The sequence below is a fragment of the Pseudomonas sp. RGM2987 genome, assembly GCF_022952855.1.
In the GTDB taxonomy this organism is placed as follows: Bacteria; Pseudomonadota; Gammaproteobacteria; order Pseudomonadales; family Pseudomonadaceae; genus Aquipseudomonas.
Map to the genome: position 1 here is coordinate 1 of NZ_JALJDX010000126.1, position 19,410 is coordinate 19,410.

Annotated in this window: 17 protein-coding genes; 9 read left to right on the forward strand and 8 right to left on the reverse strand. The window is 62.4% G+C overall.

Features of this window, described 5'->3' with window-relative positions:
• The first annotated feature begins 358 nt into the window (after positions 1-358).
• On the forward strand, positions 359-2,452 hold the full coding sequence (locus RGM2987_RS03445) for an LTA synthase family protein (RefSeq protein ID WP_245138719.1): 2,094 nt from the start codon (positions 359-361) through the stop codon (positions 2,450-2,452).
• 55 nt (positions 2,453-2,507) lie between these two features.
• Here the strand turns inward: RGM2987_RS03445 and RGM2987_RS03450 are convergent, their stop codons facing one another.
• Positions 2,508-2,660: a DUF3309 family protein gene (locus tag RGM2987_RS03450; protein WP_003183939.1), complete on the reverse strand. Its 153-nt coding sequence runs from the start codon at positions 2,658-2,660 to the stop codon at positions 2,508-2,510.
• Positions 2,661-3,061: 401 nt separating this feature from the next.
• Here RGM2987_RS03450 and RGM2987_RS03455 point away from each other — a divergent pair, with 401 nt between their 5' ends.
• The 3 genes from RGM2987_RS03455 (at position 3,062) to csrA (ending at position 4,801) form a co-directional block, all read left to right on the forward strand.
• A complete protein-coding gene (locus tag RGM2987_RS03455) occupies positions 3,062-3,877 on the forward strand; it encodes an SDR family oxidoreductase (protein ID WP_245138720.1) in 816 nt (271 codons plus the stop codon).
• Between the two features lie 70 nt (positions 3,878-3,947).
• Positions 3,948-4,280: a YnfA family protein gene (locus RGM2987_RS03460; protein ID WP_245138721.1), complete on the forward strand. Its 333-nt coding sequence runs from the start codon at positions 3,948-3,950 to the stop codon at positions 4,278-4,280.
• 317 nt (positions 4,281-4,597) lie between these two features.
• The gene (csrA, locus tag RGM2987_RS03465; RefSeq protein ID WP_245138722.1) at positions 4,598-4,801 is read left to right on the forward strand and encodes a carbon storage regulator CsrA; all 204 of its coding nucleotides are present in this window, start codon (positions 4,598-4,600) and stop codon (positions 4,799-4,801) included.
• Here the strand turns inward: csrA and RGM2987_RS03470 are convergent.
• From RGM2987_RS03470 to mnmC, 5 genes are all read right to left on the reverse strand, one after another.
• The gene (locus tag RGM2987_RS03470) at positions 4,790-5,017 is read right to left on the reverse strand and encodes a YheU family protein (protein WP_003199186.1); all 228 of its coding nucleotides are present in this window, start codon (positions 5,015-5,017) and stop codon (positions 4,790-4,792) included. The two genes, csrA and RGM2987_RS03470, sit on opposite strands and share 12 nt — an antisense overlap.
• Before the next feature lie 183 nt (positions 5,018-5,200).
• Positions 5,201-6,388 carry an osmoprotectant NAGGN system M42 family peptidase gene (locus RGM2987_RS03475; protein ID WP_245138731.1) on the reverse strand — a complete coding sequence of 396 codons (1,188 nt, stop codon included), beginning with the start codon at positions 6,386-6,388 and terminating at the stop codon, positions 5,201-5,203.
• Positions 6,389-6,540: 152 nt separating this feature from the next.
• Positions 6,541-8,289 carry an N-acetylglutaminylglutamine synthetase gene (gene ngg, locus RGM2987_RS03480; protein ID WP_245138723.1) on the reverse strand — a complete coding sequence of 583 codons (1,749 nt, stop codon included), beginning with the start codon at positions 8,287-8,289 and terminating at the stop codon, positions 6,541-6,543.
• Between the two features lie 3 nt (positions 8,290-8,292).
• The gene (locus tag RGM2987_RS03485; protein ID WP_245138724.1) at positions 8,293-10,065 is read right to left on the reverse strand and encodes an N-acetylglutaminylglutamine amidotransferase; all 1,773 of its coding nucleotides are present in this window, start codon (positions 10,063-10,065) and stop codon (positions 8,293-8,295) included.
• A gap of 282 nt (positions 10,066-10,347) precedes the next feature.
• Complete coding sequence (gene mnmC, locus RGM2987_RS03490) at positions 10,348-12,327, reverse strand: bifunctional tRNA (5-methylaminomethyl-2-thiouridine)(34)-methyltransferase MnmD/FAD-dependent 5-carboxymethylaminomethyl-2-thiouridine(34) oxidoreductase MnmC (RefSeq protein WP_245138725.1); 1,980 nt, start codon at positions 12,325-12,327, stop codon at positions 10,348-10,350.
• A gap of 151 nt (positions 12,328-12,478) precedes the next feature.
• Between mnmC and pap the strand changes: the two genes are divergently transcribed.
• Positions 12,479-13,999 carry a polyphosphate:AMP phosphotransferase gene (gene pap, locus RGM2987_RS03495; protein ID WP_245138726.1) on the forward strand — a complete coding sequence of 507 codons (1,521 nt, stop codon included), beginning with the start codon at positions 12,479-12,481 and terminating at the stop codon, positions 13,997-13,999.
• Positions 14,000-14,100: 101 nt separating this feature from the next.
• Complete coding sequence (locus RGM2987_RS03500) at positions 14,101-15,285, forward strand: thiolase family protein (RefSeq protein ID WP_245138727.1); 1,185 nt, start codon at positions 14,101-14,103, stop codon at positions 15,283-15,285.
• Positions 15,286-15,475: 190 nt separating this feature from the next.
• Here the strand turns inward: RGM2987_RS03500 and RGM2987_RS03505 are convergent, their stop codons facing one another.
• A complete protein-coding gene (locus tag RGM2987_RS03505) occupies positions 15,476-15,673 on the reverse strand; it encodes a DUF6316 family protein (RefSeq protein ID WP_245138728.1) in 198 nt (65 codons plus the stop codon).
• Positions 15,674-15,862: 189 nt separating this feature from the next.
• On the opposite strand from RGM2987_RS03505, the gene RGM2987_RS03510 reads away from it, so the two are divergent.
• A complete protein-coding gene (locus RGM2987_RS03510; RefSeq protein ID WP_245138732.1) occupies positions 15,863-16,825 on the forward strand; it encodes a DMT family transporter in 963 nt (320 codons plus the stop codon).
• A gap of 116 nt (positions 16,826-16,941) precedes the next feature.
• Here RGM2987_RS03510 and RGM2987_RS03515 read toward each other — a convergent pair whose 3' ends face one another.
• On the reverse strand, positions 16,942-18,336 hold the full coding sequence (locus tag RGM2987_RS03515) for a class II fumarate hydratase (RefSeq protein WP_245138729.1): 1,395 nt from the start codon (positions 18,334-18,336) through the stop codon (positions 16,942-16,944).
• Between the two features lie 202 nt (positions 18,337-18,538).
• Here RGM2987_RS03515 and RGM2987_RS03520 point away from each other — a divergent pair, with 202 nt between their 5' ends.
• Positions 18,539-19,060: a DUF2059 domain-containing protein gene (locus tag RGM2987_RS03520; protein ID WP_042732949.1), complete on the forward strand. Its 522-nt coding sequence runs from the start codon at positions 18,539-18,541 to the stop codon at positions 19,058-19,060.
• 12 nt (positions 19,061-19,072) lie between these two features.
• Positions 19,073-19,372 (forward strand): BolA family protein, encoded by a 300-nt coding sequence (locus tag RGM2987_RS03525; RefSeq protein WP_245138730.1) that lies wholly within the window; start codon positions 19,073-19,075, stop codon positions 19,370-19,372.
• Positions 19,373-19,410 lie beyond the last annotated feature (38 nt).

Below are 19,410 nucleotides of genomic sequence, written 5' to 3' on the forward strand. Positions count from 1 at the left end.
GGGAGCTTGCTCCCGCTGGGCTGCGAAGCCGCCCTAAATCATTCCGCAATGAATCGACCAGGATACGACTGCTGCGCAGCCGAGCGGGAGCAAGCTCCCTCGCCACAAGGAGGCTTGCCACAACTTCTCGGCGGTCCCGGGCTTTTTGTGTTTCCGGATATTCATTGAACAAATTTTTCACAAAATCTTGCGGACAATCCCCCGCGCTCTAGTTGCAGCCGGTTATTTAATGGCAATGCCGTGGCCGTTCGTGCAACATTTGCGCTTTCGCGCAAGCCCCGGGCCTGGCATGGGTCGATAGAGGGCGCGCCGCTGTTTCTTTTTTTGTCACTCAAACTCCAATAGGTCCTAAAACGACATGGCAATCCCGGACGCCCTGAGTCAGCAGCGCACTACGCATCGCCTGCTGCAACCGACCGTCAAATCGCACCTGGCCTACACGTTGCTTTGTGCCTTGGTGATGATGGTCATGTTCAGCCTGCTGCGCCTGGCGCTGCTGGTCTATAACCGCGAGATGATCCTCGACACCCCGGCCTCGACCTTTGTCGAAGCATTCGCCAACGGCCTGCGTTTCGACCTGCGCCTGGTGGTCTACCTGAGCATCCCGCTGCTGCTGGCCTTGTTCAGCGCACGGGCCATGGCGGCACGCGGGTTCTTTCGCTTCTGGCTGACCGTCACTTCCAGCATTGCGCTGTTCCTCGGCTTGATGGAGATGGACTTTTACCGGGAGTTCCACCAGCGCCTCAACGGCCTGGTCTTCCAATACGTGAAGGAAGATCCGAAAACCGTGATGAGCATGCTCTGGTACGGTTTTCCGGTGGTGCGCTACCTGCTGGCCTGGGCCGGCGGCACCCTGATCCTGAGCCTGGCGTTCAAGGGGGCCGACCGTGCGACTCGCCCGCGCGGTCCCTTCAGTGGTGGCAGCATCGGCACGCGTCAGATCGCCCCGTGGTACGGGCGCGTCGCGGTGTTCATCGTCTGCCTGCTGGTGGCCGTGGTGGCCGCCCGTGGCACCTTGCGCCAGGGTCCGCCGCTGCGTTGGGGTGACGTCTATACCACCGACTCGAACTTCGCCAACCAGCTGGGCCTCAACGGCACGCTGTCGCTGGTGGCAGCGGCCAAGAGCCGGATGTCCGAGGATCGCGACAATATCTGGAAGGCAACGCTCGAGCAGCCTCTGGCACAGCAGACCGTGCGCGACATGCTGGTGATGCCCGACGACAAACTTGTCGATGCCGGGACTGCTGCTGTGCGTCGCGATTACACGCCGCCCGCCGACAAGACACTGCCGATCAAGAATGTGGTGGTGATCCTCATGGAAAGCATGGCGGGTCACTCGGTCGGTGCCCTGGGCGCGCCGGGCAACATCACGCCCTATCTGGACAAGCTGTCCAAGGAAGGCCTGTTGTTTGATCGTTTCTTCTCCAACGGCACTCACACCCACCAAGGCATGTTCGCCACCATGGCGTGCTTCCCGAACCTGCCGGGTTTTGAATACCTGATGCAGACGCCGGAAGGCAGTCACAAACTGTCCGGCCTGCCGCAACTGCTCAGTGCCCGTGACTACGATGACGTGTATGTCTACAACGGCGACTTTGCCTGGGATAACCAGTCGGGTTTCTTCAGCAGCCAGGGCATGACCAACTTCATCGGGCGTAACGACTTCGTCAACCCGGTGTTCTCCGACCCGACCTGGGGTGTGTCCGACCAGGACATGTTCGACCGTGGCCTGATCGAGCTCAAGGCGCGGGAAAACGGCAAGCCGTTCTATGCCTTGCTGCAAACCCTGTCCAATCACACGCCGTATGCTCTGCCGACCCCATTGCCGGTGGAGCCGGTCACCGACCGTGGCAACCTGAACGAACACTTGACCGCCATGCGCTACGCCGACTGGGCGCTGGGCCAGTTCTTCGAGAAGGCGCGCAAGGAGCCTTACTTCAAGGAAACCCTGTTCGTGGTGGTCGGCGACCATGGCTTTGGCAACGAACGGCAGATCACCGGGATGGACCTGGGCCGCTTCAACGTCCCCATGCTGTTGATTGGCCCGGGCGTGCAGGAAAAATTCGGCCAGCGCAGCCATACCATCGGCACCCAGGTCGATATCGTGCCAACCATCATGGGCCGGATCGGTGGGCAAGTGCGCCACCAATGCTGGGGGCGTGACCTGCTGAACCTGCCGCAAGGGGACACCGGTTTCGGTGTGATCAAACCGTCGGGCAGCGACCAGACCACAGCCATCCTGCGCGACGACCGCGTCCTGGTCCTGCAAAAGGAAAAGGACATGCCGCCCAAGATGTACCGCTATGAACTGGGGGCCAATCCACACGCCGAAGTTATCCCGGATGCACCGGATACCGCGCAGATGAAACTGCAGCTGGAGTCATTCCTGCAAACCGCCACCAAGAGCCTGCTGGATAACACCGCAGGCGTTGTTGACGGCAAGCCGGACTGACAGTTGGCAAGCAAAAAAAGAGGCCTTTAAAAGGCCTCTTTTTTTGCTTAGTGGTTTATATCTTGCCCAGTAACAGCAGGACCAGCAGCACCACCAACACTACACCGATGATACCGGACGGGCCGTAACCCCAACTTCTGGAGTGCGGGAAGACCGGCAGGCCACCGATCAGCAGGAGGATCAGGATAATGATAAGAATTGTGCCCATGGGAGATTTCCTTATTGGTCAGTTTTGGGTTGATATAACTTTTGACTGCCAGCGCGCATGCATTCAATCCGGGCGGCTTAATAAGTCCGACCGTAACGTCCTGTAAAAAATTCAATGTTTTTTGTGGTCCATGAAAGTGCACTTACACCGCGAATATCCTGTGGCGAGGGAGCTAGCTCCCGCTCGGTTGCGCAGCGACCGCAAAAAAGCTTGCGAGCGCTGCGCCCTGGAGCGCCAGCTCGGTAGAGCGGGAGCAAGCTCCCTCGCCACAAGGAGCCAGCCCAGGCATCAAAGGTTGTCGCGGTTTGCCCCCGCCATTCAGCAATCTGATGGAGCGTGGGTCGGGCAGGCGCCTTCGCTACACTTCGCCCATCTCTCCCGGAACAACAAGGCTGTCTGCTATGCAAAATCGCATGATGATCACTGGTGCCGGCTCTGGCCTGGGTCGCGAAATCGCGCTGCGCTGGGCCCGCGAAGGCTGGCGACTGGCCTTGTCGGATGTCGGCGAGCCTGGCCTTGTGCAAACCCTGAAGCTGGTCCGCGAGGCCGGTGGAGACGGCTTCATCCAGCGTTGCGATGTACGCGACTACAGCCAGTTGACCGCGTTCGCCCAGGCCTGTGAAGAGAAACTCGGCGGCATCGACATTATCGTCAACAATGCCGGAGTCGCCTCGGGTGGGTTCTTCAGCGAGCTTTCCCTGGAAGACTGGGACTGGCAGATCGCGATCAACCTGATGGGCGTGGTCAAAGGCTGCAAGGCGTTTCTGCCACTGCTGGAAAAAAGCCACGGCAAGATCATCAACATCGCCTCCATGGCCGCCCTGATGCAAGGCCCGGCCATGAGCAACTACAACGTCGCCAAGGCTGGCGTGGTGGCGTTGTCCGAAAGCCTGCTGGTAGAGCTGGCGCAGCAGGAAATTGGCGTGCATGTGGTGTGCCCGTCGTTCTTCCAGACCAATCTGCTCGATTCTTTCCGTGGCCCGACCCCGGCGATGAAGGCCCAGGTCGGCAAGTTGCTGGAAAGCTCGCCGATCACCGCCGCTGATATTGCCGACTACATCTATCAACAGGTCGGCGAAGGCCAATTCATGATCCTGCCTCACGAACAGGGCCGCATGGCCTGGGCCATGAAGCAGAAGAATCCGCAATTGCTGTACGACGAAATGACCGTCATGGCCGACAAGATGCGCGCCAAGGCCCGGCAGAATCCGGCCTGACCCGCGAAGTTGACCTGTGTGACCCGCACCCTCAGGATGGCGCCTTTCGGCCTTCCTGACGGACATGTGGATGCTCAATTACTTATGGTTCTTTCTCGCTGCGTTGTTTGAGATCGCCGGCTGCTACGCCTTCTGGATGTGGTTGCGCCAGGGCAAGAGTGCCTGGTGGATCGTGCCGGCGCTGCTCAGCCTGACGCTCTTCGCCATGTTGCTGACCCGCATCGAAGCCACCTATGCCGGTCGCGCCTACGCCGCCTATGGCGGCATCTATATCATCGCTTCGATCGGCTGGCTGGCGTTGGTCGAGCGGGTGCGGCCGCTGAGTAGCGACTGGATCGGCGTGGCACTCTGTGTTCTGGGAGCGAGTGTGATTCTGTTCGGGCCGCGCCTCTGGACCTCATGAAAAAGCCCGGTTTGGGCGCAATGGTGTTCACTTAAGGTTTATCACTTGTCGTGGCGAGGGAGCTTGCTCCCGCTGGGCTGCATAGCCGCCCCAAAAAGCTTGGGACCGCTGCGCGCTCCAGCGGGAGCAAGCTCCCTCGCCACGGGGTGGTGACGTCCTTAAGTGAGCGGTATTGCGGTTTGGGCGGATTTTGCAGGACGTTTCCGTCAGTCGTCAGAGCTTTGCTTGTAGGGCCTTACTGAATTCACGCGGCTCTATTGAGAACCGTGGGCAGGCCGGGCATGGTCAAGGTCCAGACATTCTTAAGGACAAGGACCATGCTCGTACTTAGCCGCGCTGTGGGTGAACTGATTTCCATTGGTGATGATATTTCCGTCCGCGTGCTGTCGATTACCGGCGGCACCGTGCGTTTTGGCGTGGAGGCGCCACGGCACGTCGATGTTCATCGCTCCGAAATCTACGAAAAAATCCAGAGGAAAAAGGCCAATGTCGCTCGCAAGGCGGCGTGTTCAGTCGAATAGATGCTTGGGCACGTCGTGCTTGAGCATTAGCTGGCACTGTTCGCTTTCAGGGTCGAAGACGATCAGTGCCTGGCCTTTGGTCAAGGCCTGCCTGACCCGCAATACGCGCGTCTCCAGGGGCGTGTCGTCGCCATTGTCGGTGCCGTCGCGGGTCACGAAATCCTCGATCAGGCGGGTGAGCGTGTCGACTTCGAGTTGGTCGTGGGGAATCAGCATGGGGCATCTCGGGTTGGGCAGTGTCGCGATGCTACGGCCAATGGGCTGTTGCGGCTAGCCTGTTTGGCTCTCGGATCCTTGTGGGAGCGGGCTTGCTCGCGAAGGCGCTGGATCAGTCAACATTCTTTGAATGTCAGTCCGCCATCGCGGGCAAGCCCGCTCCCACAAGGGCTACGGGCAGGTTCAACTATCCGACCGTTGCCCCAGAAGGCTATCCACCGACGGAACGCGGGTATCGCTTTCCATCTGCGCATCGTGCTCGATCTGATGGCTGAAGCGGTCCAGCGAGCCTTGGGCCGGTTGTGCGTCGCTGGCAAACACCGGTGGGCTGAGGATGTAGGCGCCGAGCAGGCGGCTGAGGGCGGCCAGGCTGTCGATGTGGGTGCGTTCATAACCATGGGTGGCGTCGCAGCCGAAGGCGAGCAGGGCGGTGCGGATATCGTGGCCGGCGGTGATGGCCGAGTGGGCGTCGCTGAAGTAATAGCGGAACAGGTCGCGGCGTGCCGGCAGTTCATTCTCCTTGGCCAGTTTCAGCAGGTGCCGGGACAGGTGATAGTCATACGGACCACCGGAATCCTGCATCGCCACGCTGACCGCGTGTTCGCTCGAGTGCTGGCCGGGCGCGACCGGCGCGATGTCGATGCCGACGAATTCGCTGACGTCCCAGGGCAGGGCCGCCGCCGCGCCGCTGCCGGTTTCCTCGGTGATGGTAAACAGCGGGTGACAATCGATCAGCAGTTCTTCGCCGCTGTCGACAATCGCCTTGAGCGCCGCCAGCAGCGCCGCGACGCCAGCCTTGTCGTCCAGGTGACGGGCGCTGATGTGCCCGCTTTCGGTGAACTCCGGCAACGGATCGAAGGCCACGTAGTCGCCGATGCCCACGCCCAGGGTCTCGCAATCGGCGCGGGTGGCGCAGTAGGCATCCAGGCGCAGTTCGACGTGGTCCCAACTGATGGGCATTTCATCCACGGCGGTGTTGAACGCGTGCCCGGAGGCCATCAATGGCAGCACGCTGCCACGGATCACGCCGGTGTCGGTGAACAGGCTGACCCGGCTGCCTTCGGCAAACCGGCTGGACCAGCAGCCCACCGGGGCCAGGGTCAGGCGCCCGTTGTCCTTGATGGCCCGCACCGAAGCGCCGATGGTGTCCAGGTGGGCCGACACGGCCCGGTCGGGGCTGTTCTTGCGCCCCTTGAGGGTGGCGCGGATCGTGCCGCGCCGGGTCATTTCAAAAGGAATGCCCAACTCTTCCAGCCGCTCGGCGACATACCGCACGATGGTGTCGGTGAAGCCGGTGGGGCTGGGAATGGCGAGCATCTCCAGCAGGACTTTCTGCAGGTATTCGAGATTCGGTTCGGGGATTTTGCTGATCATGGAAACTCCTGGTGAGTGTCTGGCTCTGGAGTGTCGGTGCTTTTCAGGGCCTCATCGCGAGCAGGCTCGCTCCCACAAGGGGCCGAGTGCTCGCAGAATCTCTGTGGGAGCGAGCCTGCTCGCGATGAGGCCCGCTAAGCACTCCCTCTCTACAAGGCCACCGCCTGGCTATGGGGAAACAACAGGTCCACAAAGCGTTCAGCAGTGGGTTGCGGTTCGTGGTTGGCCAGGCCTGCGCGTTCGTTGGCTTCGATGAACACGTACTCCGGCTGGTCGGCGGCGGGCACCAGCAGGTCGAGCCCGACCATGGGGATGTCCAGCGCCCGGGCGGCGCGCACCGCCGCATCGGCCAGGGTCGGGTGCAGGATGCCGGTGACATCCTCCAGCACGCCGCCGGTATGCAGATTGGCCGTGCGCCGGACGAACAGGTGCTTCCCGGCCGGCAACACGCTGTCGTAGGTGTATCCCCCCGCGCTGAGGGTGCGCTCGGTCTCGGCATCCATCGGGATCTTGCTTTCGCCACCGGTAGCGGCCTGGCGTCGACGGCTCTGGGCTTCAATCAACTGGCCGACGGTGTGCTGGCCGTCGCCGATCACCTCCGCCGGGCGCCGGATGGCCGCTGCCACCACTTCAAAGCCAATCACCAGGATCCGCAGGTCCAGCCCCTCGTGGAAGCTCTCCAACAACACCCGGCTGTCGAACCGCCGGGCGGTCTCGATGGCGCTCTGGACTTCCTCAATGGTGCGCAGGTCCACCGCCACGCCCTGGCCCTGTTCACCGTCCAGCGGCTTGACCACCACCCGCCCGTGCTCATCGAGGAATGCCAGGTTGTCGTCGGCGTTACCCGCCAGTTGCTGGACCGGCAGCTTCAACCCGGCGTTCTTCAGCACCTTGTGGGTCAGGCTTTTGTCCTGGCACAGGGTCATGCTGATGGCGCTGGTCAGGTCGCTCAAGGATTCCCGGCAACGGACCCGGCGGCTGCCATGAACCAAGGTGAACAGACCGGCCTCGGCGTCGTCCACCTGCACTTCGATGCCGCGACGGTGCGCTTCCTCGACGATGATTCGCGCGTAGGGGTTGAACTGCGCCTCGGGCCCAGGGCCCAGGAACAACGGCTGGTTGATGCCGTTCTTGCGTTTGATGGCGAAGGTCGAGAGGTTGCGAAAGCCGAGCTTGGCGTAGAGGTTTTTCGCCTGTCGGTTGTCGTGCAGCACTGACAGGTCCAGGTAGCTCAAGCCGCGGCTCATGAAATGCTCGATCAGATGCCGCACCAACACTTCGCCGACGCCGGGCCGTGAACATTGCGGATCGACGGCGAGGCACCACAGACTGCTGCCGTTTTCCGGGTCGTTGAAGGCCTTGCGGTGATTGAGGCCCATCACGCTGCCGATCACCGCGCCGGTGTCTTCGTCTTCGGCCAGCCAGTAGACCGGGCCGCCCTCATGGCGTGGGGTCAGTCGCTGCGGATCAATGGGTAACATGCCACGGGCCTGGTACAGCTGGTTGATCGCCTGCCAGTCGACTTCGTTCTGGGCCCGGCGAATTCGAAACCCGCGAAATACCCGGGTGGCCTGGCGATAGTCGCTGAACCACAGGCGCAGGGTGTCGGAAGGGTCGAGGAACAGATGCATCGGCTCCAGCCCCAGCACCTGTTGGGGCGCGGCCACATAAAGGGCGATGTCGCGCTCGCCGGGTTGTTCGTTGAGCAATTCCCCGGCCAGGGTCGCGGGGTCCGGGAAGGTGTGGCCGACCAGCAGTCGGCCCCAGCCGCAATGCACCACGATCGGGTCGGTGCCCAGTTCGCTGCCGTCTTCGGCCAGGCGTGCCTGTAAACGTTCATACGACGGCGCCTGGCCGCGCAGCAGACGTTGGTTGTGAACGGTTGGGTGCGGTTTCATCAATCAGATTCCTTGCTCGCTGAGCCACAGGTTCAGCGCCGCCAGTTGCCACAGCCGTGAGCCGCGCAATGGCGTGAGTTGGCCGTTGGGGTCGGACAGCAGGCGGTCGAGCATGGCCGGGTTGAACAAGCCGCGATCCTGGCTCGGATCCAGCAGCAGTTCGCGGACCCAGGCCAGCGTGTCGCCTTCCAGGTGCTTGAGGCCCGGCACCGGGAAATAGCCTTTCTTGCGGTCGATCACCTCGCCGGGAATTACCCGTCGGGCGGCTTCCTTGAGCACCTGCTTGCCGCCGTCGGGCAGCTTGAACTTCGCCGGGACCCGGGCCGAGAGCTCCACCAACCGGTAGTCCAGGAAGGGCGTGCGCGCTTCCAGGCCCCAGGCCATGGTCATGTTGTCGACCCGCTTGACCGGGTCGTCCACCAGCATCACCGTGCTGTCCAGGCGCAGGGCCTTGTCCACCGCCGCGTCGGCGCCCGGTTGGGCGAAATGTTCTTTGACGAATTCGCCTGCGGCGTCATGGTCTGTCAGCCATTTGGGCTGCACGGTGGCGGCATATTCTTCGTAGCTGCGGTCGAAGAACGCCGCGCGATAGGCCGCGTACGGGTCGCTGGCGCCGTCGACTTGCGGGTACCAGTGGTAGCCGGCGAAGAGTTCGTCGGCGCCCTGGCCGCTTTGCACCACTTTGCAGTGCTTGGCCACTTCCCGCGACAGCAGGTAGAACGCAATGCAGTCGTGGCTGACCATCGGCTCGCTCATGGCGCGGAACGCCGCCGGCAGTTGTTCGATGATCTCTTTTTCGTCGATGCGCAACTGATGGTGACGAGTACCGTAGTGCTTGGCGATCAGGTCCGAATACTGGAACTCGTCGCCGCGCTCGCCGCCGGCATCCTGGAAACCGATGGAAAACGTCGACAGGTCTTCGACACCGACTTCACGTAGCAGGCCCACGAGCATGCTCGAATCCACGCCACCGGAAAGCAGCACGCCGACATCCACCGCGGCACGCTGGCGAATGGCGACGGCTTCGCGGGTGCTGTCCAGCACGCGGTCGATCCAGTCTTCCAGGTTCAGGTTCTGTTCATCGGCGCGAGGGCCGTAGGGCAGGGTCCACCAGGTTTTCTGCTCGGTGGTGCCGTCGGCTTCGATACGCATCCAGGTCGCCGGTGGCAGTTTTTCAACGCCTGCCAGCAAGGTGCGCGGCGCTGGGACCACCGCATGGAAATTGAGGTAATGATTGAGGGCCACCGGGTCGAGCATCGGGCTGATGTCACCGCCCTTGAGCAGCGCCGGCAAGGCTGAGGCAAAGCGCAGGCGCTGGCCGGTGCGCGACAGGTACAGCGGCTTGACGCCGAGGCGGTCACGGGCGATGAACAGCCGCTTGGCGTCGCGCTCCCAGACGGCGAAGGCGAACATGCCGTTGAGTTTGGGCAGCAGCGCTTCGCCCCAGGCGTGATAGCCCTTGAGCAACACCTCGGTGTCGCCACCAGAATAGAAGTTGTAGCCCAGGCCTTCGAGTTCAGCCCGCAGTTCCGGGTAGTTGTAGATCGCGCCGTTGAAGGCCAGGGACAGGCCCAATTGATTGTCGACCATCGGCTGCGCCGAGCCGTCGGACAAGTCCATGATTTTCAGGCGACGGTGGCCGAGGGCAATCGGCCCCTGGCTATGAAAACCCCAGGCGTCGGGGCCGCGTGGGGCCAAGTGATGGGTGATTCGCTCTACGGCCGCAAGGTCCGCAGGTTGTTGATCGAAACGTAACTCGCCAGCTAATCCGCACATAAGTCCTTACCGGTTTTTCCGTTGGGGAGGGGTCAGACACCCGCGTCGAAATGGCGGGTACTCTGGAACTGACCGAGAGGATTGCTGCGAGTTTTATATCGATGCGTTATAAGCCGACAGGTGGGGGTGTTTGCTCCGCAGCACAAACCAGGAGAAGCAGTGCCCATGTGGGAGCGGGCTTGCTCGCGAATGCGGTGGGTCAGGCACTGATGTACTGGCTGGCAGTATGCATTCGCGAGCAAGCCCGCTCCCACAGGTTTTGTGGTGTGTCAGCGAGTTGGGTCATTTGCCCCGAATCAACGACCGCAACGCAAAGCGGTTCGGATGGCAGGCTTCGGCCACGCTGCGGGGCAGGGGCAGGGGTTCGTTGTCGAGCCAGGCGGCGATCAGTTCGCCTGACAATGGGGCGGTGATCAGGCCGCGGGAGCCGTGGCCGCTGTTGATGTACAAGCCATCGAGCCAGGGGCAGGGTTGGTCTGGCACCTGGCGGGCGTCTTTGCTCAGGGCCGAGTAGACATCGGTGAAGGTCTGACGGTCAGCCAAAGGGCCGACAATCGGCAGGTAGTCCGGGCTGGTGCAGCGAAATGCCGCCCGGCCTTGCAACTGTTGCGGGTCCAGGGCGCTGGCGTCCAGGCGTTTCACCAGATCCAGCGAAATCTCTTCAAGCATCTGCAGATTGCCGGCGTGTTCGGCGGCGGTGGGCGTCAGGTCGTCACTGTGGAAATCGAAGCTCGCGCCCAGGGTGTGCTCGCCCAGGCGTGGCGGGGCCACGTAGCCTTCGGCGCAGACCACCGTCGCCAGGTCCTGGCTGCGAGCGGTTTGTGGCAGGCGGGTGATTTGCCCGCGAATGCGCTTGAGCGGCAGGTCGGCGGCCGGTTCGAAGCGTTTGATCTCGGCGGCACTGGCAAGAATCACCACGGGCGCGCTGGCGAGGCAGCGTTCGCTGTCCCAGGCCTGCCACTGGCCATCCACGCGGCGCAGCTCCAGGGCTTCATGGTGAGGACGCACTTCAATTGCCGGGCCCGAGGCCTGCCAGGCACACAACGCCGGCGGATGGACCCAACCGCCTTCGGGATAAAACAACCCGCCACAAGCCAGGCCGATTCCGGACCGGGCTTGGGCTTCAGGTTTATCCAGGCTGTGCAGCAGATCGGCTGGAAATGCCGCAGCCAGTTGCGCCTGGCGCTCGGCCTCCTTGTGGTTGAAGGCCAACTGCAAGACTCCGCAGCCGTCCCAGTCAGTGCCGCGTTGCAGATGCTCCAGCAAGCGTCGGGTGTAGCCGAAGCCGCTGAGGATCATCTGCGACAACGCCGTGCCGTGAGCGGACAGCTTGAGGTACAGCACGCCCTGGGGATTGCCTGATGCCTCTTGCGCCAGACCGGCGTGGCGTTCCAGCAACGTGACCTGCCAACCCCGGGCCGCGAGGCTCGCCGCACTGGCGCAACCGGCCAGTCCGCCACCGATTACCAATGCCCGGCGTTCGCCGCCCGGTGGGACGGGGCGCGCGTACCAAGGCTTTGCCGGGACGGGCGATGGCGTCTGCTCCGGCCAGCCGAGAAACACGCCGCGCAGAATCTCCCATTTATGGCCGATGCCTGGCGTGCGCTTCATCTTGAAACCCGCCGCGTTCAGCAAGCGCCGCACCCAGCCGGTACTGGTGAAGGTGCTGAGAGTCGCGCCGGGCGCCGCCAGCCGGGCCAGTTCGGCGAACAGCTCGGCGGTCCACATTTCAGGATTCCTGGCCGGGGCGAAACCGTCCAGGAACCAAGCGTCGATCTGGCCGTCCAGCTGCGGCAATTGTTCCAGGGCGTCGCCGATCAGCAGGGTCAGCGTCACTCGGCCATCGGCCAGTGTCAGGCGCTGGAAACCCGGGTGGATCGCCACGTACTGCGCGAGCAATTGGTCGGCTTGCAGCTTGAGTTCCGGCCACAGGGCCAGGGCCCGCTGCAGGTCTTGCGGGGTCAGGGGAAACTTCTCGACGCTGACAAAATGCAGCCGCGCGCCGGCCGGTGCGCATTGTTCGAACAGTTGCCAGGCGCAGAGGAAATTCAAGCCGGTGCCGAACCCGGTTTCGCCGATCACCAACCGTCCATTCTCCGGCAACGCCGCAAAGCGCTCGGCCAGATTGTTCTGTGCAAGGAACACGTAACGGGTTTCTTCCAGCCCCGACTGGTCGGAAAAATACACATCGTCGAACACCCGCGAGCGCGGGCGACCGTGTTCGTCCCAGTCGAGTTGGGCGTGGTGCTGGATGGGCGGCATGGTGGGCTCGGTGCAAACGGGGAGGCCATTCTAGCCGATCAGTCTGCGCTTGCCTGATCCAACCCAAGAGAGCGTGGATCCGGATGGAATCTGCTGCACCGCGCCGCGTCCAATCCGCTAGTCTTGCCCCATTCCCTGGAAGGAGCTGTCTATGTTCGAATCCGCTGAAATCGGTCATTTCATTGATAAAGACACCTACGAGGCCGAGGTCCCGGCATTGCGTGAAGCACTGCTCGAAGCCCAGTTCGAATTGCAGCAGCAGGGACGGTTTCCGGTGATTGTGTTGATCAACGGCATCGAAGGGGCGGGCAAGGGCGAGACGGTGAAATTGCTCAACGAGTGGATGGACCCGCGGCTTATCGAAGTGCGCACCTTCGATCAGCAGACCGATGAAGAACTGGCGCGGCCACCGGCGTGGCGCTATTGGCGGATGCTCCCGGCCAAGGGCCGCATGGGGATTTTCTTTGGTAACTGGTACAGCCAGATGTTGCAGGGACGGGTCCATGGCGAGTTCAAGGACCCGCGGCTCGACCAGGCGATCAATGCGGCGGAGCGCCTGGAAAAAATGCTCTGCGATGAAGGCGCGCTGATCTTCAAATTCTGGTTCCACCTGTCCAAGAAACAGATGAAGGCTCGGCTCAAGAGTCTCAAGGATGACCCGCTGCACAGCTGGCGCATCAGTCCGCTGGACTGGCAGCAGTCCCAGACCTACGACAAGTTCGTCAAGTACGGCGAGCGGGTATTGCGCCGCACCAGTCGCGACTACGCGCCGTGGCATGTGATTGAAGGCGTGGACAGCTGCTATCGCAGCCTGACGGTCGGGCGGATCCTGCTCGAAGGCCTGCGCCAGGCTTTGGACCGGGCGAAGATCAAGCCGGAAAAAACCAGCGCGGCGCCGCTGCCGCCGCTGGATGACCAGGTCACGTTGCTCGACAGCCTGGACATGAGCCTGCGCCTGGACAAGGACGATTATGAAGAACAACTGATCACCGAACAGGCGCGGTTCGCCGGGCTGCTGCGGGACAAACGCATGCGCCGACACGCCCTGGTGGCGGTGTTCGAAGGCAACGATGCGGCGGGCAAGGGCGGGGCGATCCGCCGGGTTGCGGCAGCCCTCGATCCGCGCCAGTACAGCATCGTGCCGATTGCCGCACCCACCGAAGAGGAGCGCGCCCACCCGTATATGTGGCGGTTCTGGCGGCACATTCCGGCGCGGGGCAAGTTCACGGTGTTCGATCGTTCCTGGTATGGCCGGGTGCTGGTGGAGCGGGTCGAAGGGTTTTGCAGCCGGGCCGACTGGCAGCGAGCGTATGGCGAGATCAATGATTTCGAAGAACAGATCGCCGATGCCGGCGTGGTGGTGGTCAAGTTCTGGCTGGCGATTGACAAGCAGACCCAGTTGGAGCGATTCCAGGAGCGCGAGGAGGTCCCGTTCAAACGCTTCAAGATCACTGAAGACGACTGGCGCAATCGCGACAAGTGGGACGCCTACCGGTCGGCGGTCTGCGACATGGTCGACCGCACCAGCACCGAGATTTCCCCGTGGACGCTGGTGGAGGCCAACGACAAGCGCTGGGCCCGGGTCAAGGTGTTGCGCACCCTCAACCAGGCGCTGGAGGCGGCTTTTGAACGCAGCGAGAAACAGGCGCGTAAAGGCAAAGGCAAACACTGAGGCGATGGGCACGCATACGCGGGGTGAATGATCGTCGCGGTCGGTTATGCGGTGGATCTATGCTCGATCCCACTTAACCGACCCAACAATGAGGAACAGCCATGCGTGAAGTGGTAATCGTCGACAGCGTGCGAACCGGCCTGGCCAAGTCTTTTCGCGGCAAGTTCAACATCACTCGTCCGGACGACATGGCGGCGCATTGTGTCAACGCGCTGCTGGCGCGTAATGACGTGGATCCGGCCAGCGTCGAGGATTGCATTGTCGGCGCCGGGTCCAACGAAGGCGCCCAGGGCTACAACATCGGTCGCAACGTGGCGGTGCTTTCGCAACTGGGCACCGGCACCGCCGGCATGACCCTCAACCGCTTCTGTTCCTCGGGCCTGCAAGCCATCGCCATCGCCGCCAACCAGATCGCCTCCGGTTGCAGTGACATCATCGTTGCCGGTGGCGTGGAATCCATCAGCCTGACCATGAAAAGCGTCAACACCGACAACCTGATCAACCCGCTGCTCAAGGAGCAGGTGCCGGGGATCTATTTCCCCATGGGCCAGACCGCCGAAATCGTCGCCCGCCGTTATCAGGTCAGTCGCCAGGAGCAGGACCGTTACGCCTTACAGAGCCAGCAACGCACCGCCAAGGCCCAGGCGGCTGGCCTGTTCAATGATGAAATCATTCCGATGACGGTCAAGTACAAAGTCGAGGATAAAAACACCGGCGCGGTGCAGGTACTCGATGGCGTGGTGGATCGCGACGATTGCAATCGGCCGGATACCACTTATGAAAGCCTCGCCGGACTGAAACCGGTGTTTGCCGAAGACGGTTCGGTGACGGCGGGTAACTCCTCGCAATTATCCGACGGGGCTTCGATGACCCTGGTGATGAGCCTGGAAAAAGCCCTGGCGCTGGGGCTCAAGCCCAAGGCGTTCTTCCGTGGCTTTACCGTGGCCGGTTGCGCGCCGGACGAGATGGGCATCGGCCCGGTGTTCTCGGTGCCGAAACTGCTCAAGGCCAAGGGCTTGCAGGTTGCCGACATCGATCTGTGGGAGCTCAACGAGGCGTTTGCCTCCCAGTGCCTCTACAGCCGTGATCGGCTGGAGATCGATCCGGAGAAGTACAACGTCAACGGCGGTTCGATCTCCATCGGCCACCCGTTCGGCATGACCGGTTCGCGGCAGGTCGGGCATTTGGTGCGCGAACTGCAACGGCGCAACCTGCGCTACGGCATCGTGACCATGTGCGTGGGCGGCGGGATGGGGGCGACGGGGTTGTTCGAGGCGGTGAGGTAACGGCGAGCTGATTATTGCGATAGCCACTGATTGCTGTGGCTAGCGGTCACTGTGGCGAGGGAGCTTGCTCCCGCTCGGCTGCTAAGCAGTCGCCTGCATGTTCGGTGCGGTGTCTCAGGTGACGGGGGACCGCTTCGCGATCCAGCGGGAGCAAGCTCCCTCGCCACAGGATACGGGGCGTTCCTTTAGGCTAGCTGGCGACTTTATCCAGCTGCAACATCCGCTTGATGTACGCCTCGATTTCGAGCAAGGCAACTTCACGACTGACGAACGGGCCTTCCTGGGTGCCTTCGCGGGTACTGAAATAAAATTCGCCGTTTATCCGGCAAATTCGGTCACTGGGAAAGACCATCGCGGAGACGGGGTCCTGGGCACGTTTGCCAATCATGAGAGGGGCTCCAGAAAAAGCGGCTGAGTCGGGCTGAGTGGAGTTTAGACGCTGGTATCGATTGCTGCTTATCCAACCGATAGGCGGCAATGTGCCATCGTGGTTTCGAATTTAATCGCCAGCTGTGCCTGTGGAGCCTGCGGATCCATGCCTAGAATGGGCGCTCATGTCTTGAGCTTCGAGGATTGCATGCACATCTCGTCCGGTCGCTGGGTCTACGGCCTGTTTCTCGCCCTGTTGACCGCTTTGTTGTGGGGCATCCTGCCAATCAAGCTCAAGCAAGTGCTGCAAGTGATGGATCCAGTCACCGTGACCTGGTTTCGCCTGTTGGTGTCCGGCGGCCTGTTGTTCATCTATCTGGCGACCACCCGGCGCTTGCCCAGCCGCCAGGTGTTGGGGCCTCGCGGGGGATGGCTGGTGGTGATGGCGGTGCTCGGGCTGGTGGGCAACTACGTGCTGTACCTGATGGGCCTGAATCGCCTCAGCCCGGGCACGGCGCAGCTGGTGGTGCAGATGGGCCCGATCATGCTGCTGGTCGCCAGTCTGTTTGTGTTCAAGGAGCGTTTCAGCGTCGGGCAGGGCATCGGCCTGGCGGTGTTGTTGATTGGATTCGCGCTGTTTTTCAACCAGCGGCTCGGCGAGTTGCTGACGTCCCTGAGCGAGTACACCGCCGGAGTCTTGATGGTGTTGCTGGCGTCGACGGTCTGGACCTTCTACGCGCTGGGCCAGAAGCAATTGCTGACGGTGTGGAATTCATTGCAGGTGATGATGGTGATCTACCTGTTCTGCGCCTTGCTGCTCACGCCTTGGGTGCATCCGCTTCAGGCCTTGCAACTGAGCCCATTGCAAGGTTGGCTGTTGCTCGCTTGCTGTCTCAATACCCTGATTGCCTACGGCGCATTTGCCGAGGCCCTGGCCCATTGGGAAGCTTCGCGAGTCAGCGCAACGCTGGCGATCACGCCGCTGGTGACCTTCGCCGCCGTGGCGATCGCGGCCTGGTGGTGGCCCGATTACGTCCATGCCGAGCAGATCAACCTGTTGGGGTATGGCGGGGCGGTGCTGGTGGTGCTGGGGTCGGCCCTGGTTGCATTGGGGCCATCGCTGATCGTCGGGCTCAGGGCCCGGCGGCAGCGGATGGTTGCAGAGCGATAGACCGCGTTATCGTTCTTCGCGAGCAAGCCCGCTCCCACAATGGATTTGGGTCGGGCACATAACCAATGTGGGAGCGGGCTTGCTCGCGAAGACGGGTCGTCAGTCACCGCAAATCTTCAGCCCTGGCTACCCGCCTCCAGCATATTCTCCGGCCTCACCCAGGCATCGAACTCTTCATCGGTCAGGTAACCCAACTGCAACGCCGCTTCGCGCAAGGTCAATCCTTCGCTGTAGGCTTTCTTGGCGATCTCGGCCGATTTGTCGTAGCCGATATGCGGGTTCAGCGCAGTCACCAGCATCAACCCGCGCTCCAGGTGTGCGGCCATCTGCTCGGCGTCCGGTTCGAGGCCGGCGATGCAGTGCTGCTGGAAGTTGCTGCAGCCATCGGCCAGCAGGCGAATCGATTGCAGCAGGTTGTGGATGATCACCGGCTTGAACACGTTCAACTGCAAGTGACCCTGGCTGGCGGCGAAACCGATGGTCACGTCGTTGCCCAGGACCTGGCAGGCGAGCATCGACAGGGCTTCGCACTGGGTCGGGTTGACCTTGCCCGGCATGATCGAGCTGCCCGGCTCGTTGGCCGGCAGTTTCACTTCGGCGAACCCGGCCCGTGGGCCCGAGCCCAGCAGGCGCAGGTCGTTGGCGATTTTCATCAGGGTCACGGCCAGGGTTTTCAGCGCGCCGGACAATGCGGTCAGCGGCTCATGGCCCGCCAACGCGGCAAACTTGTTCGGCGCGGTGACGAACGGCAGGCCCGACAGTGCTGCCAGTTCGGCGGCGATCGCTTCGCCAAAGCCGTGGGGCGAATTGAGCCCGGTGCCCACCGCCGTGCCGCCCTGGGCCAGTTCACAGACCGCTGGCAACGCAGCACGGATCGCTCGTTCGGCGTAGTCGAGCTGGGCAATGAACGCCGACAGTTCCTGGCCGAAGGTGATGGGCGTGGCGTCCATCATGTGGGTGCGGCCGGTCTTGACCAGTTTCAGGTGGCGCGCCGCCAGCTCCGCCAGCCCGCCGGACAGTTCGCTGATGGCCGGCAACAATTGCTTATGGACGGCCTGGACGGCGGCGATGTGCATCGCCGTGGGGAAGCAGTCGTTGGAGCTCTGGGAGCGGTTGACGTGGTCGTTGGGGTGCACCGGGCTCTTGCCGCCGCGGGGGTTGCCTGCCAGTTCGTTGGCCCGGCCGGCGATGACTTCGTTGACGTTCATGTTGCTCTGGGTGCCACTGCCGGTCTGCCAGACCACCAGCGGGAACTGGTCGTCATGCTGGCCGTCGAGCACTTCGTCGGCGGCCTGTTCGATCAGGCGGGCGATGTCGGCGGGCAGGTCGCCGTTGCGGTCATTGACCCGGGCGGCGGCTTTCTTGATCAGCGCCAGGGCATGCAGCACCGACAGCGGCATGCGTTCGTCGCCGATGGCAAAGTTGATCATCGAGCGCTGGGTCTGGGCGCCCCAGTAGGCCTGCTCCGGGACTTCAACCTGGCCAAGGCTGTCGGTTTCGATACGGCTCATCGGGTCAAACTCCTTAAGGGCTGAATGCGCAGTTTAGGCCCTGGCGGGCGGCACCGGTTCCTTCAATCGTCCCTCAATTTAGGAGTGGCGGGTTGGGCCCGTCAATCGGGCCCGGTAAGCCTAAGGGTTGAGGCCCGGCGTTTTTTAGGCGCAGAATGGTCGCCCTTGGGGTTTTACCTCGCCTGTAATGAAAGGAAACTCGATGACCCGTCTTCGTGCCATCTGTACCGCAGTTGCTCTGGTGTGTGCCAGCGGCCCTGTTTTCGCCGATACCGCCAGCCACAACGCCAGCGCCGAAGCGTTCCTGACCCTGGCGCATGCCGACAAGCTGGGCACCCCGGTGTACATGCAAGTGCAACAGATGTTTGCCCAGCGCTTTGAGCAGACCAAGGCCCCCGAATCGAAGAAAGCCACCCTGGAAACCTACCAGGCCAAGGCCAATGCCGCCCTGGACCAAGCCATCGGCTGGAACAAGCTCAAGCCAGACATGGTCAAGCTCTACACCAGCAACTTCAGCGAATCGGAGCTCAAGGACCTGGTGGCGTTCTACCAGTCGCCACTGGGCAAGAAAGTCCTGGAGAAAATGCCGCAGCTGACCCAGCAATCCGCCCAACTGACCCAGGCCAAGCTTGAAAGCGCGGTGCCGGTGGTCAACAAGCTGCTGGCCGACATGACCGCCGAGCTTGAGCCAAAAGCCGCCGCCCCTGCCAAGAAAAAGCCGTAGGCGGAGCCCGGTATGACCATGCAACAACGCATCGAATCGACTCTCGCGCTCCTGCAACCCGAGCACCTGCAAGTGCTGGATGAAAGCCACATGCACAGTCGTGGGCTACAGACCCACTTCAAGGCGGTGATCGTCAGCCGGCAGTTCGAGGGGCTCAATCGCGTCAAGCGTCACCAGAAGGTCTACGGCACGCTGGGCGAGCTGATGGGCGAGTTCCATGCGTTGGCGCTGCACACCTATACCCCCGAAGAATGGGCACAGGTCGACGCAGCCCCGGCCTCGCCGACCTGTGCCGGTGGCAGCAAGCACTGATTCGGACTCTGTGGCGAGGGAGCTTGCTCCCGCTGGAC